Source organism: Microbacterium sp. (genome assembly GCF_031988965.1).
Classification (GTDB): Bacteria; Actinomycetota; Actinomycetes; order Actinomycetales; family Microbacteriaceae; genus Microbacterium.
This window is the reverse complement of record NZ_DALZXX010000019.1, coordinates 22,584-35,056: the sequence shown is the minus strand read 5'-3', so window position 1 is coordinate 35,056 and position 12,473 is coordinate 22,584. Positions and strand designations below refer to the sequence as shown.

Here is a 12,473-nt window from a genome sequence, read left to right as displayed (position 1 = left end):
GAGCCGACGCCCGAGCCGACGCCGACCCCGGAGCCGACGTCCACTCCGAGCCCCGAGCCGACAACCACCCCCGATCCCACGCAGCCGGGAGCCCCGTCACCGACCGACGAACCGCCGACGGTCCCGCTGCCGACGACCGGCGGTGGCGACGTGACCCCGCTCGTGGGCGGATCGATCATGCTCCTGCTCGCCGGGCTCGTCCTCTTCGTCACCGGTCGACGTCGTCGCACGACGCGCCCCCAGAACCTCTCCTCCCAGTAATCGGTAATGAAAGGCCACGCGATGCTGAACAACCTCTTCCCCTCGACCACCACCGCACGCGGTACGACGCGGACGGGTCTCGTCGCGGCCGGTATCGCCGTCGCTCTCGGGCTGGTTCTCACGGGCTGCACCGATTCGGCTCCCGAGCCGACGCCGACACCGACGACCACGGAGCAGGCTGAGGCCGGCGTCACCGACATCGTGGACACGCCCGGTTCGGGTGAAGGCCTCGCGGGCGCGCTGGCGGACGCCGAGGTGAAGAAGTGCGAACTCGTCGACGACCACTGGGAGGTCTCCGGCACGGTCACCAACTCGAGCGAGGGCGCCGCGTCGTACCGGATCTACGTGTCCCTCCTGACCGAAGGGGGAGACACGCGTTCGCTCACCCAGGTGAACGTCGATCCGACAGACCCGGGCGCGAGCGCGGACTGGGCGACGACCGTCGCCGTCGAGGACGAGACTCTCGACTGCGTGCTCCGTGTGGAGCGGTACGCCGCCTGAGCGTCCGCGTCAGTCGGCAGGTCGGGCGGAGTTCTTGACGACCTCGTAGGCCGCGAGAGCCTGCTTGCGCGTCTCGCGGAGATCGACCATCGGCTCCTGCGGAGCATCCGATGCCCACTGCGAGATGTACAGGCGCTGCGGGTCGAACTTCGTGGCCTGGAGCTCCGGGTTGAAGACGCGGAAGTACGGTGCGGCGTCAGCGCCCGATCCGGCCACCCACTGCCAGTTGAACGGATTGCTCGCGCCGTCTGCATCGACGAGCGTGTCCCAGAACCACTCTTCGCCGCGGCGCCAGTCGATCAGGAGGTTCTTGATGAGGAACGACGCGGTGACCATGCGCACGCGGTTGTGCATGAATCCGGTCTGCCACAGCTCGCGCATCCCGGCATCGACCAGGGGAATCCCCGTGTCGCCGCGCTGCCACGCCTCGAGATGCGAGGGCTTGAGTCGAGGCCACGGGAACGCGTCGAACTGACGACGCAGATTCACGGTCGCCAGATCGGGGGAGTGGAACGTCGTGTGCCACGCGAACTCGCGCCAGCCGAGTTCCGAGAGGAACCCTGCGGCTCCGTCGGCGTCTACCGCCTCATGCCAGACGGTGAAGGGGCTGATCTCACCCCAGCGCAGGCGGGGCGAGAGCAGTGATGTGGCACCGGCCGACGGTTCGTCGCGGGCGCGATCGTACGTTCCGATGTCGTCGTGCAGGAAGGAATGCAGCCGGGCACGCGCTGCAGGCTCGCCGGGCTCCCAGGTCTCGCGCAGACCACCGGCCCAATCAGGGCGAGTCGGCAGCAGGTTCCAGTCGTCGAGGTCGTCCGACGCCGGGGGGCGAGCGACGCCGTCGAGGCTTCGCGGTGCGGGAAGCGGCGATCGCGGTGCGGGAAGCGCGAGGCAGGCGCGCCAGAAGGGCGTGAACACCGAGAAATGGGTGCCGCTGCCGGTCTTCACCGTCCACGGTTCGTGCAGCAGAGATGCCTGGAAGGACGTCACCTCGAGTCCGTCGGCGCGGAGGGACGACTTCAGCGCGGCGTCGATCTCACGCTCCACCCCGCCGTACCGACGGTTCCAGAACACGGCCGTGGCGCCGGTGTCGGCGACGGTCTCGCGGACCACGCGCTCAGCGGGTCCGCGTCGCAGTGTCACGGTCGCACCGAGTTCACGCACCCGTTCGCTCAGCGAGGCGAGCGAGTGGTGCAGCCACCAGCGCGCCGCCCCGCCGAGGGGACGGATGCCCGGGGACTCCTCGTCGAGGACGAACAGCACGACGACGGGCTCATCCCGGTCGATGGCCGCTCGGAGCGCCGGGTTGTCGGCGAGGCGGAGATCGTCGCGGAGCCAGACGAGTGAGGGGGAAGCCATGGGTCCATTCTCGCGCGAGGGCAGAATCGTGCGACGGGGGTTGCCCGGGGATGGGGTCAGCGAGTACGGCGCTTCGCGCGACGCGTCGGCCGCCGATCGGGTGACGTCGACCACAGAGCCCACAGCACGAGGAGGGGCTGGAGGAAGAGCCGTCCGAAGCGGCGTGCCTCTGTGTCGAGCCCAGGAGTCGAACGGTGCGTGCGCCACTGGTGCACGTTGCCGGGGAGAACCGCCACGAAGAACGCGGCGGTCGCGATTCCGATGCGTCGTCTCTCCTTCGGCAGTGCGAGGAGGCCGGCCGCGAGTGCGACCTCTGCGGCACCGGAGGCGATCACGATCGCGTCCTTGTCGAGGCGCGTGGCCTTCGTGGCCCAGTCCGGCACGACGACCCGGAAGCCGCGCGTGCTCACGAAGTGCACGATGCCGATCGCACCGAGTGCGAGTGCGAGGATCCAACGCGCCAGTGCTCTGATCATCCGCTCACGCTACCTCGAGGGCACCCGATGACCAGCCGTTCGGCGGGGCGCGTCGCGGCGGGTCACTCGGTGCTGAGGAGACGATCCGCCTCCCACTCCCGGAAGCCCTCGGCGATCTCCGGCACGTGCGTGTGATGCAGATAGTGCTCGCCGTCGAGAGGGATGACCGTGCCGTCGTCGACCTCCGACGCCTGACGCTCGTGGAGATCGATCCAGTCGGGGTTGCCGGCGTTGTCGGCGACGACGAACAGCAGGAGGGGGAGCCCGGCGGGGAAGCCGGTGCCCGCGGCATCCGCGAAGTTGATCCTGATGTGCGCCATCTCGTCGAGATAGGTGGGGGTGAGTGAGTTCCGGTTGCTGAGGAGCGCCATCTGCTCGCGGGCGGCGTTGTCGTAGTCGAGTCCGTCGAGACCGTCGCCGGACGCAGCGGCGACGAGTCTGATCAGGCCGAGGTTCTTGGCTGCGGCCAACAGTCCGGTGGGGAAGACCGTGTCCATGTTCGGCTGCCCGGGCACGCTCGTGTCGATGCCGACGAAGGCCGTGACCTCGTCGGCATATCGGCTCGCGTACTCGATCGCATAGAGCCCGGCGATCGAATGCCCCATCAGCACATAGCTGTCGACCTCGAGCTGCTGCAACGCCTGGTGGATCTCATCCACGATGTTGTCGGTCGTCCGCGCGCTGTCCGTGCCGTCGCTCAGGCCGTAGCCGAAGGGCTCGACCACGATGACGCGGTGATCCTGCGCGAGGTCGGCGACCAGAGGCTCGAAGTCCAGGGCCGGCGAGGCCGTGCCGAAGCCGGGCAGCAGCACGACATCCTCGGAGCCCGTCCCGGTGACGACCACGTTCATCGATCGCCCGTCGACCGTGACGGTCTGACCGTAGGTCTCGATCCGGTTCTTCTCCGTCGCGGTCGATACGGCATTCACCACAGTGGTGGTCGTCAGCCCGACCGCCACCACGGTGGCGACAGCCCCCGCGACGATGAGAGCTCTTCTGAGGGACTTCCGCACGGTGGCCTTTCCGGCGAGCACGGGTGTCGGAGGGGTGGTGCGCGCCGGTCCTCCCAGACTGGGTCGTGGGCTCCGCGGGCGCGTCAGCCTGCCGTGGACTCTTCGATACCGCGTTCGCAGTACACGGAAGTCGTCCGTCCGGCGGATCCGGAGCGGTCGCAGACACGAAATACTGGATGCATGCCGACCACCCGTGCCACCCGTGACGGGTTCCGGATGAGCGACGTCCTGGCGGTCGCGCTGATCGTGCTCTTCGCCGTCCTGCCTTTCCCCGACGAGACCTTCGACGCCAGGGGGATGCTGCTCATCCCCGCAGTCGCGCCGGCGGTGATCATGCCGTTCCGGCGCAGGTGGCCGCTCGCCGCTCTGGGCCTGAGCCTGGCGTGCGTGGTCGCCGCGGCCGCGGTCGGGTCGATCTCGCCCAGTGCGCTCCTCGCCGTCGCGATCGCCTGCTACGCGGTGCTCGATCGTCTCGGGCGGCGCACGGGCCTGCTCGCCCTCGGGGTGGCGGTCGTGGTCGCGTTCGTCGCGAACGGATGGGCGCTCGCGGGTGACCTCGTCGATTCGACGGCTCTGCAGTTCGTTCTGATCATCGTCCTGGGCGGAGCGCTGGGCGACACTGCCCGCTCGCGACGGGAGTTCGCCGCGGCGATGACCGAGCGCGCGGAGCGGGCCGAGCAGAGTCGCGACGAGGAGGCGCGCAGACGGGTCGCCGAGGATCGCGTGCGGATCGCCCGCGACCTGCACGACGTGGTCGCGCACCAGATCGCCGTGATCAGCCTGAACGCGGGAGTCGCCTCCTCTTCTCTCGAGACCCGACCCGAACGCGCACGTGAGGCCCTGACGACGGTTCGCAGCGCATCACGGACGGTTCTCGCCGACATCGGCGGGCTGATGACGCTCCTGCGCGCGGACGGCACGGAGGACGACACAGATCTCGGCCCTCAGCGCGGGCTGGCCGATCTGGAGGGGCTCCTCACCGGATTCCGGACCGCGGGGCTCCGTGTCGATCTGCGGCGCGGTCGCCCTGTCGCCCTGTCGCCGGGTGGCGACCACGTCGCCTATCTCGTGCTCCACGAAGCTCTCACCAACGCGCACAAGCACGGGCGCGGCGGCACGGCGACGGTGGCGCTCCGCGCCGAGGGAGCCGCCGTGCACCTGACGATCGTGAACCCGACCACAGCCGAATCGACGGATCCTCCCCGTGCCGGACACGGCCTGCGCGGGTTGCAGGAGAGAATCGCAGCGGTCGGAGGTGCCGTGCACTTCGGCAGCGACGGGGGAGTCTTCTCGCTCGAGGCGTGGATTCCGTCCGAGGCGACCCCGACCCCATGACCATCTCGGTGCTCGTGGTCGACGACCAGCCTCTCGTGCGTCACGCCGTGCGGGACATCCTCATCGACGGCGGACTCGTCGTCGTCGGCGAAGCGTCGAACGGACTCGACGCGGTGCGCGCCGCGGCAGAGACCCGGCCCGATGTCGTGCTGATGGACATCAGGATGCCTGAGCTCGACGGAATCGCCGCCACGGCGCGGATCTGCGCGGATGCGGAAGCGGAGGCGTCGGAGCGGCCCCGAGTGCTGATCCTCACGACGTTCGAGGAGGACGACAACGTCGTCGCCGCGCTACGAGCGGGCGCGAGCGGGTTCATCGGCAAGGGCGCGGAGCCCGACGAGATCGTCCGCGCCGTGCGCACCGTGCACCAGGGCGACGCGCTGCTCTCATCGACCGCTACCCGGGCGCTGATCCAGCGTTCGCTCCGCCCCGGCGCCGCGCCGCACTCGGAGCGATGGGAGGCCGTGCTCGCGCCCCTCACACCTCGGGAGAGAGAGGTTCTCGCACTCGTCGCCGAGGGGCTCACGAATCACGACATCGCCGCACGCCTGACCATCTCACCGCACACCGCGAAGACGCACGTCAATCGCATCATGGCGAAGGTCGCGGCGCGCGACCGCGCGCAGCTGGTGATCCTCGCCTACGAGTCCGGGCTGGTGACCGCCGCCGGGTGACCTCGGGCCGAGGGTCTTTGCCACACTGGGTGCATGACCGTCCTGCGCATCAGCATCCTCTTCGTGCTCGCCGCCGTCGCCGAGATCGGGGGAGCGTGGCTCATCTGGCAGGCCGTCAAGGAGAACCGGGGATGGGTCTTCGCGGTGCTGGGCGTCATGGCGCTCGGCGCCTACGGGTTCATCGCCGCTCTGCAGCCCGACGCGAACTTCGGACGTGTCCTGGCCTCGTACGGCGGCGTCTTCATCGCCGGATCGCTGGCGTGGGGGATCATCGTCGACGGGTTCAAGCCGACCGTGTGGGACTGGGTCGGCTCGGCGATCGCACTGGTCGGAGCGGCCATCATCATCCTCGCGCCGACCGCGGCGACCACGGCTGCCGAGACCTCGCTGTAGCGGTCATTCCCGCCCGGGCATGCGAGTAGCCTAGATCCAGACCCAGATGGAGTGTGCAGTGCCTGAAAATGCTCAGCCGAAAGACGGCTTCGCCCTGTTCTCTGACCGTTCAGTCGTCGCGATGCGCGTCAACGGAGCCCTCAAGGACCTCGCCGCGACAGTGACGGATGCCGACGAGGTCGAGCCGGTCACGATCGACAGCCCCGACGGACTGAACATCCTCCGTCACTCGGCGGCGCACGTGCTCGCGCAGGCCGTGCAGCGGATCAACCCGCAGGCGAACCTCGGCATCGGCCCGCCCATCACCGACGGCTTCTACTACGACTTCGGCGTCGACACCCCGTTCACGCCCGAAGACATCAAGGCCATCACGAAAGAGATGCAGCGCATCGTCCGTGAGGGGCAGCGCTTCGTGCGCCGCGTCGTCACCGATGACGAGGCGCGTGCGGAGCTGGCCGACGAGCCGTTCAAGCTCGAGCTCATCGGCCTCAAGGGCGGCAAGGAGGCGGCCGAGGGCGCGTCGGTCGAGGTCGGCGAGGGCGAGCTGACGATCTACGACAACACGACTCGCGACGGCGAGGTGGTCTGGAAGGACCTCTGCCGCGGGCCGCACCTGCCCAACACGCGCATGATCGGCAACGGCTGGGACCTCACCCGCATCGCCGCCGCCTACTGGCGCGGCAGTGAGAAGAACCCGCAGCTGCAGCGCATCTACGGCACCGCGTGGCCGTCGAAGGATGAGCTCCGCGAGTACCAGCACCGTCTCGAGGAGGCCGCGAAGCGCGACCACCGGCGCCTCGGCAAGGAGCTCGACCTCTTCTCGTTCCCCGAGGAGATCGGCTCGGGTCTCTCGGTCTGGCACCCGCGCGGCGGGGTCGTCCGCGGCGAGATGGAGCAGCACGCGCGTAAGCGTCACATCGAGGGAGGATACACCTACGTGTACACGCCGCACATCTCGAAGGAAGACCTCTTCCTCACCTCGAACCACCTCGTCACGTACAAGGAGGGCATGTACCCGCCGATCGTCATGGACGAAGAGCGCGACGACGAGGGCAACATCACGAAGCAGGGCCAGGACTACTACCTGAAGCCCATGAACTGCCCGATGCACATCCTGATCTACAAGGAGCGTGCGCGCAGCTACCGCGACCTGCCGCTGCGCTTCGCCGAGAACGGCACCGTGTACCGCAACGAGCTGTCCGGCGCCCTGCACGGCCTCACGCGTGTGCGCGGCTTCACCCAGGACGATTCGCACCTCTTCGTGACGCCGGACCAGCTCGAGGGCGAGGTCTCCAAGGTCCTCGAGTTCATCCTGTCGATGCTCCGCGACTTCGGCCTGACCGACTTCGAGCTCGAGCTGTCGATGAAGGACGACGAGAAGTCCAAGTGGATCGGCTCGGACGAGTTCTGGGAGTCGTCCACCGATGCTCTGCGTCGCGTCGCCGTCGCATCCGGTCTGAAGCTCACCGAGGTGCCCGGCGAGGCCGCCTTCTACGGCCCCAAGATCGACCTCAAGACGCGTGACGCGATCGGTCGTACCTGGCAGCTGTCGACCGTTCAGGTCGACCCGAACCTGCCCGAGCGCTTCGAGCTCGAGTACATGGACAAGGACGGACAGAAGAAGCGTCCGATCATGATCCACCGTGCTCTGTTCGGGTCGATCGAGCGGTTCTTCGCGATCCTCCTCGAGCACTACGCCGGAGACTTCCCGGTGTGGCTCTCGCCGGTGCAGGTCGTCGGCATCCCCGTCGCCGACGAGTTCGCCGACTACCTCGGCGAGGTCATCGACACGCTGCGCACACAGGGTGTGCGCGCCGAGCTCGACGCGTCCGACGACCGGATGCAGAAGAAGATCCGCACGCATACGACCGGCAAGGTGCCGCTGCTGCTGATCGCCGGAGAGAAGGACCGCGACGCCGGCACGATCTCGTTCCGCTACCGCGACGGAACGCAGGAGAACGGCGTGCCGATCGCCGACGCCGTCACTCGCATCCGTGCCGCGATCGATGCGCACACGCTCGTGCAGACAGCAGGGGATCTGGCGTGACCACGCCCGCTGACCCGTGGGAGGACGCCGGTGAGTTCGCCGGCGTCCCTGACGAGTTCCAGCGGCTGTGGACCCCGCACCGGATGGCGTACATCCAGGCGGGTCCGGAGCCGCTGCGCGAGGAGTGCCCGTTCTGCGAGGCTCCGAAGTTCCCGGATGCCGAACGGCTGATCGTCGCGCGGGGTGAGACGGCCTACGTGCTGCTCAACCTGTTCCCGTACAACTCGGGGCACCTGCTGGTGTGCCCGTATCGTCACATCGCGACGTACGACCAGGCGACGCCTGAGGAGGTCGCCGAGATCGGAGCGCTCACTCAGATCGGGATGCGCGTGCTCCGGGAGGTCTCGCGCTGCGACGGCTTCAATCTCGGGATGAATCAGGGCGCCGTCGCAGGAGCCGGCGTCGACGGCCACCTGCACCAGCACATCGTGCCGCGGTGGACGTCGGACGCCAACTTCTTCCCGATCATCGCGAAGACCAAGGCCCTGCCCCAGCTGCTCGGCGAAGTGCGCGAAGCCGTCGCGAACGCCTGGCCGAACAGCTGAGCGAGTTCAGCGCACCTGACGTGCCGTGAACTGCATGCGCGGGTTCGCGTAGAACTCCTGCGCCTCGACGAGCTGCAGCTCGCGTGCAGCGGACTCGAGGGTCAGCGACAGCAGATCGAACACGCTCGACGCCGTGCGCTCGAGCGCGGTCTTCGCGTCACCGGTCTCGACATAGTGTGCGGTGAAGAGCGCGGCCGTCACATCGCCCGAGCCGTTCGCCTTCATCGGCAGACGAGGAGTCTGAACGATCCATGCTCCGGTCGCGTCGGCGACGAGCATCTCGATCGTGCCCTCTTCGCGGTCGGGACGCTCGACGCTCGTCACGAGCACCGTGCTCGGTCCCATGGCCATCGCCAGGTCGACCGAGGCGAGTGTCGACTCGAGGGTGTCGGGAGAGGTCTCGGTGAGGAAACCGAGCTCGAACTGGTTCGGCGTGATGATGTCGGCGGCGGGCACGACCTTCTCACGCAGCAGGATCGGGATGGCCGGTGCGACGAAGCATCCGGACTTCGCATTCCCCATCACCGGGTCGCACGTGTAGACCGCGTCGGGGTTCGCCGCCTTGACGCGGGCGACGGCGTCGATGATGACGTCTCCGATGCCCTCGCCGCCCTGGTAACCGCTGAGCACCGCGTCGATCTCGCCGAACACGCCGCGCTCCTCGATGCCGGTGATGACCTCCTGCACGTCGTCCGGAGAGATCAGCGGGCCGCGCCAGGCTCCGTAGCCGGTGTGATTGGAGAAGTTCACGGTGTAGACCGGGAGCACCTCGACGCCGATGCGCTGCAGCGGGAAGACCGCGGCGGAGTTGCCGACATGGCCGTATGCGACGGCGGACTGGATGGAGAGGACCTTCATTCCCCGATCCTTTCATTCAGGGCGGGAGTGCTCCCGCGGCGGTGGATCATCGGGTGGCCGCGACGAGGTCCGCGACGAGCGTCTCGGCATCCTCGTCGGACAGGTCGTGCACCGTCAGGCGCAGGTGGTGTGAGGGGTCGGCGCGCTCATCGAGGGCGAAATCGTCCCCGGTGCGCGCCAGCCAGCCTCGTCGCATGAGCTTCTCGGCGACGAGACGCGCGGGCTTCGGCAGGGCGATCCACAGGCTCAGCCCATCGGTGACAGGGGAGTCGAGGCCCTGTTCGCGCAGGCGCGACGCGAAAGCGGCGTTCCGTGAGGCGTAGTGTTCCCGCGCGTCGGCGATCTTCGCCATGACGGTCGCATCGGTCAGCTGCGTGAGCGTGAGGCGCTGCAGCAGATGACTGACCCAGGTGGTGCCGGGACTCAGCCGCATCGCGAGCCGCTCGGCCGTGGTGGCATCGGTCGCCGCGATCGCGAGGCACATGTCGGGTCCCAGGAACTTCGACACCGAGCGTACGAGGGCGAAGCGGCGGTGGTCCGGACCGATCAGCGACTCATACGGGCGCTGCGACAGCATCGAGAAGTGATCGTCCTCGATGATCAGCACATACGGGTGATCGACGAGCACGGCACGCAGCTCGGCCGCGCGGGCGGCGGTCAGACTCGCTCCGGTGGGGTTCTGAGCTCGAGGTGTGCAGATCACGGCGCGGACTCCGGCATCCAGCGCGGCGCGCAGGCCTTCGACCGTCATCCCCTGATCGTCGACGGGCACAGGCACGGCCCGATAGCCGCCGAGGCGCACCGTATGGATGCTGGCGAGGAAGCACGGATCCTCGAGGGCGACCGCGTCATCGCGCATGAGTGCCTGGGCGAGCAGCCGCTCGACGGCGTCGACCGCCCCGCTGGTCACCGTGATGCCGACGCCGGGATGACGGAGGTCCTGCGCGATCCATTCGCGTGCCCACTCGTCGAGGCCGCGGTCGATGACCGGTTCGCCGTAGAGCACCGGACGCCCCGCGACGGTCGCGAGCGCTGCGGACGGATCGGGGATCAGGCGGGGATCGGGATTGCCGGTGCCGACGTCGCGCAGCACCGTGTCGGAGGCGTACCCCTCCTGTGCCACCGACTCGTGGCCCGTGATGACGGTGCCCGCTCGCCCCCGAGAGACGACGATCCCGGCCTGGGCGAGCTGACGGTACGCGGCGACGGCGGTGTTGCGGTTCACGCCGAGGGTCGAGGCGAGTTCACGGACCGGCGGGAGCGCGCTGCCCGGACGCAGGACGCCGCGATCGCGAAGATCGCGCACGCTGTCCGAGATGTCGGCTGCGGTGGTTCCGGTGATCTGGTCGCTCATGTGTCCTCATCGTCATTCTAGGTCGTGTCGGACAGTGCTACTGTTTGGCCTAGATCAAACGAGACATCGTTCGACACACTCATGCACATCGTGCTTCCCGACAGGAGCTCTCATGACCGATCAGACCACCACCGGATCCTCGCGCGTCAAGCGCGGCCTCGCCGAGATGCTCAAGGGCGGCGTGATCATGGACGTCGTCACCGCCGATCAGGCGAAGATCGCGGAGGATGCCGGAGCGGTCGCCGTGATGGCGCTGGAGCGGGTGCCCGCCGACATCCGTGCGCAGGGCGGCGTCTCGCGCATGAGCGACCCCGACATGATCGACAGCATCATCGACGCCGTGTCGATCCCCGTGATGGCCAAGGCGCGCATCGGTCACTTCGTCGAGGCGCAGGTGCTGCAGGAGCTCGGCGTCGACTACATCGACGAATCCGAAGTGCTGTCGCCGGCCGACTATGTGAACCACATCGACAAGTTCGGCTTCACCGTTCCGTTCGTCTGCGGTGCCACCAACCTGGGCGAGGCGCTCCGCCGCATCAACGAGGGCGCGGCGATGATCCGTTCCAAGGGTGAGGCCGGCACCGGAGACATCTCCGAGGCGATGAAGCACATCCGCAAGATCCGCGGCGAGATCGCCTCCCTCACCGCCCTCCCCAAGGATGAGCTCTTCGTCGCCGCGAAGGAGCTGCAGGCACCGTACGAGCTCGTCGCCGAGATCGCCGAGACCGGAAAGCTTCCGGTCGTGCTCTTCGTCGCAGGTGGCGTGGCCACCCCGGCGGACGCCGCGATGATGATGCAGCTCGGCGCCGACGGCGTGTTCGTCGGATCCGGCATCTTCAAGTCGGGCAACCCTGCGGAGCGCGCCAAGGCGATCGTCAAGGCCACCACGTTCTTCGACGACGCGAAGGTGATCGCCGAGGTCTCCCGCGGGCTCGGCGAAGCCATGGTGGGCATCAACGTGTCCGACCTGCCCGCGCCGCACCGCCTGGCCGAGCGTGGCTGGTAGTCCACGGGTCGGAGTGCTGGCGCTGCAGGGCGATGTGCGCGAGCACGCCGCCCTGCTTCGCGGGCTGGGAGCGGAGGTCGTGCTCGTGCGTCGGCCGGAGGAGCTGGCGATCGTCGACGGACTGGTGATCCCGGGTGGTGAGTCGAGCGTGATCGACAAGCTGTCCCGCTCCTTCGGGATGCAGATACCCATCCGCGACGCGATCGCCGCCGGGCTGCCGGTCTACGGCACGTGCGCGGGGCTGATCATGCTGGCCGACGAGGTGCTCGACGGCATCGAGGGGCAGGAGTCCTTCGGAGGGATGGACATCTCCGTGCGCCGCAACGCGTTCGGTCGGCAGACGGAGTCGTTCGAGACCGCGCTCGATGTGCCGGCGCTCGGCGACGAGCCGGTGCGAGCGACGTTCATCCGCGCACCGATCGTCGTGCGCACGGGCGACCATGTCGATGTGCTGGCCACGCTGCCGGACGGCGGCATCGTCGCGGTCGAGCAGGGGCGACTCCTCGGCACGAGCTTCCACCCCGAGGTCGACGGCGAGACGCGCTTCCATGAGCGGTTCCTCGTGCATGTCGGCGACCGACTCCGCGAGCCGTGACGGACGATGAGCGCGACCCGCCCGGAAGCCACGGCATGACGGCGTGAACGCCGGGT

At 68.5% G+C, this 12,473-nt stretch carries 14 protein-coding genes; 9 read left to right on the top strand and 5 right to left on the bottom strand.

Annotated elements, in window-relative coordinates:
• Positions 1-261 (top strand): LPXTG cell wall anchor domain-containing protein (locus tag RTM68_RS06540; protein WP_312169401.1); only part of this gene is annotated, 261 nt, incomplete at its 5' end.
• Between the two features lie 21 nt (positions 262-282).
• Positions 283-762: a hypothetical protein gene (locus RTM68_RS06535; protein ID WP_312169400.1), complete on the top strand. Its 480-nt coding sequence runs from the start codon at positions 283-285 to the stop codon at positions 760-762.
• A gap of 9 nt (positions 763-771) precedes the next feature.
• Here the strand turns inward: RTM68_RS06535 and RTM68_RS06530 are convergent, their stop codons facing one another.
• The 3 genes from RTM68_RS06530 to RTM68_RS06520 all read right to left on the bottom strand — a co-directional run bounded on the left by RTM68_RS06530 (position 772) and on the right by RTM68_RS06520 (position 3,610).
• Complete coding sequence (locus RTM68_RS06530) at positions 772-2,121, bottom strand: deoxyribodipyrimidine photo-lyase (protein WP_312169399.1); 1,350 nt, start codon at positions 2,119-2,121, stop codon at positions 772-774.
• A 56-nt stretch (positions 2,122-2,177) separates the two neighbouring features.
• Entirely contained in the window at positions 2,178-2,597 is a 420-nt protein-coding gene (locus tag RTM68_RS06525) for a hypothetical protein (protein ID WP_312169397.1), read from the bottom strand.
• Positions 2,598-2,659: 62 nt separating this feature from the next.
• Entirely contained in the window at positions 2,660-3,610 is a 951-nt protein-coding gene (locus tag RTM68_RS06520; RefSeq protein WP_312169395.1) for an alpha/beta hydrolase, read from the bottom strand.
• A gap of 180 nt (positions 3,611-3,790) precedes the next feature.
• Here RTM68_RS06520 and RTM68_RS06515 point away from each other — a divergent pair, with 180 nt between their 5' ends.
• From RTM68_RS06515 to RTM68_RS06495, 5 genes are all read left to right on the top strand, one after another.
• Positions 3,791-4,945, top strand: coding sequence for a histidine kinase (locus RTM68_RS06515; protein ID WP_312169393.1), 1,155 nt, complete (start codon positions 3,791-3,793; stop codon positions 4,943-4,945).
• Positions 4,942-5,619: a response regulator transcription factor gene (locus tag RTM68_RS06510; protein ID WP_312169391.1), complete on the top strand. Its 678-nt coding sequence runs from the start codon at positions 4,942-4,944 to the stop codon at positions 5,617-5,619. Before RTM68_RS06515 ends, RTM68_RS06510 begins: the two co-directional genes overlap by 4 nt.
• 33 nt (positions 5,620-5,652) lie before the next feature.
• Positions 5,653-6,012, top strand: coding sequence for a YnfA family protein (locus RTM68_RS06505; RefSeq protein ID WP_312169390.1), 360 nt, complete (start codon positions 5,653-5,655; stop codon positions 6,010-6,012).
• 121 nt (positions 6,013-6,133) lie between these two features.
• A complete protein-coding gene (gene thrS, locus RTM68_RS06500) occupies positions 6,134-8,059 on the top strand; it encodes a threonine--tRNA ligase (RefSeq protein WP_312169404.1) in 1,926 nt (641 codons plus the stop codon).
• Positions 8,056-8,604 (top strand): HIT domain-containing protein, encoded by a 549-nt coding sequence (locus RTM68_RS06495; RefSeq protein WP_312169388.1) that lies wholly within the window; start codon positions 8,056-8,058, stop codon positions 8,602-8,604. Before thrS ends, RTM68_RS06495 begins: the two co-directional genes overlap by 4 nt.
• A 6-nt stretch (positions 8,605-8,610) precedes the next feature.
• On the opposite strand, the gene pdxY is transcribed toward RTM68_RS06495, so the two are convergent.
• Positions 8,611-9,462 (bottom strand): pyridoxal kinase PdxY, encoded by an 852-nt coding sequence (gene pdxY, locus RTM68_RS06490; protein ID WP_312169387.1) that lies wholly within the window; start codon positions 9,460-9,462, stop codon positions 8,611-8,613.
• 46 nt (positions 9,463-9,508) lie between these two features.
• Positions 9,509-10,816 carry an aminotransferase class I/II-fold pyridoxal phosphate-dependent enzyme gene (locus tag RTM68_RS06485; protein ID WP_312169386.1) on the bottom strand — a complete coding sequence of 436 codons (1,308 nt, stop codon included), beginning with the start codon at positions 10,814-10,816 and terminating at the stop codon, positions 9,509-9,511.
• 112 nt (positions 10,817-10,928) lie between these two features.
• Between RTM68_RS06485 and pdxS the strand changes: the two genes are divergently transcribed.
• Positions 10,929-11,822, top strand: coding sequence for a pyridoxal 5'-phosphate synthase lyase subunit PdxS (pdxS, locus tag RTM68_RS06480; RefSeq protein WP_312169385.1), 894 nt, complete (start codon positions 10,929-10,931; stop codon positions 11,820-11,822).
• Complete coding sequence (gene pdxT, locus RTM68_RS06475; protein WP_312169384.1) at positions 11,812-12,417, top strand: pyridoxal 5'-phosphate synthase glutaminase subunit PdxT; 606 nt, start codon at positions 11,812-11,814, stop codon at positions 12,415-12,417. The genes pdxS and pdxT overlap by 11 nt, the downstream gene beginning before the upstream one ends.
• Positions 12,418-12,473: the final 56 nt, after the last annotated feature.

What these genes read in the sequence shown, in the direction of transcription:
- RTM68_RS06535 (WP_312169400.1), top strand. Translation starts at nt 283, where the DNA reads ATGCTGAACAACCTCTTCCCCTCGACCACCACCGCACGCGGTACGACG.
- RTM68_RS06530 (WP_312169399.1), bottom strand. Translation starts at nt 2,121, where the DNA reads ATGGCTTCCCCCTCACTCGTCTGGCTCCGCGACGATCTCCGCCTCGCC.
- RTM68_RS06525 (WP_312169397.1), bottom strand. Translation starts at nt 2,597, where the DNA reads ATGATCAGAGCACTGGCGCGTTGGATCCTCGCACTCGCACTCGGTGCG.
- RTM68_RS06515 (WP_312169393.1), top strand. Translation starts at nt 3,791, where the DNA reads ATGCCGACCACCCGTGCCACCCGTGACGGGTTCCGGATGAGCGACGTC.
- RTM68_RS06510 (WP_312169391.1), top strand. Translation starts at nt 4,942, where the DNA reads ATGACCATCTCGGTGCTCGTGGTCGACGACCAGCCTCTCGTGCGTCAC.
- RTM68_RS06505 (WP_312169390.1), top strand. Translation starts at nt 5,653, where the DNA reads ATGACCGTCCTGCGCATCAGCATCCTCTTCGTGCTCGCCGCCGTCGCC.
- thrS (WP_312169404.1), top strand. Translation starts at nt 6,134, where the DNA reads ATGCGCGTCAACGGAGCCCTCAAGGACCTCGCCGCGACAGTGACGGAT.
- pdxY (WP_312169387.1), bottom strand. Translation starts at nt 9,462, where the DNA reads ATGAAGGTCCTCTCCATCCAGTCCGCCGTCGCATACGGCCATGTCGGC.
- RTM68_RS06485 (WP_312169386.1), bottom strand. Translation starts at nt 10,816, where the DNA reads ATGAGCGACCAGATCACCGGAACCACCGCAGCCGACATCTCGGACAGC.
- pdxS (WP_312169385.1), top strand. Translation starts at nt 10,929, where the DNA reads ATGACCGATCAGACCACCACCGGATCCTCGCGCGTCAAGCGCGGCCTC.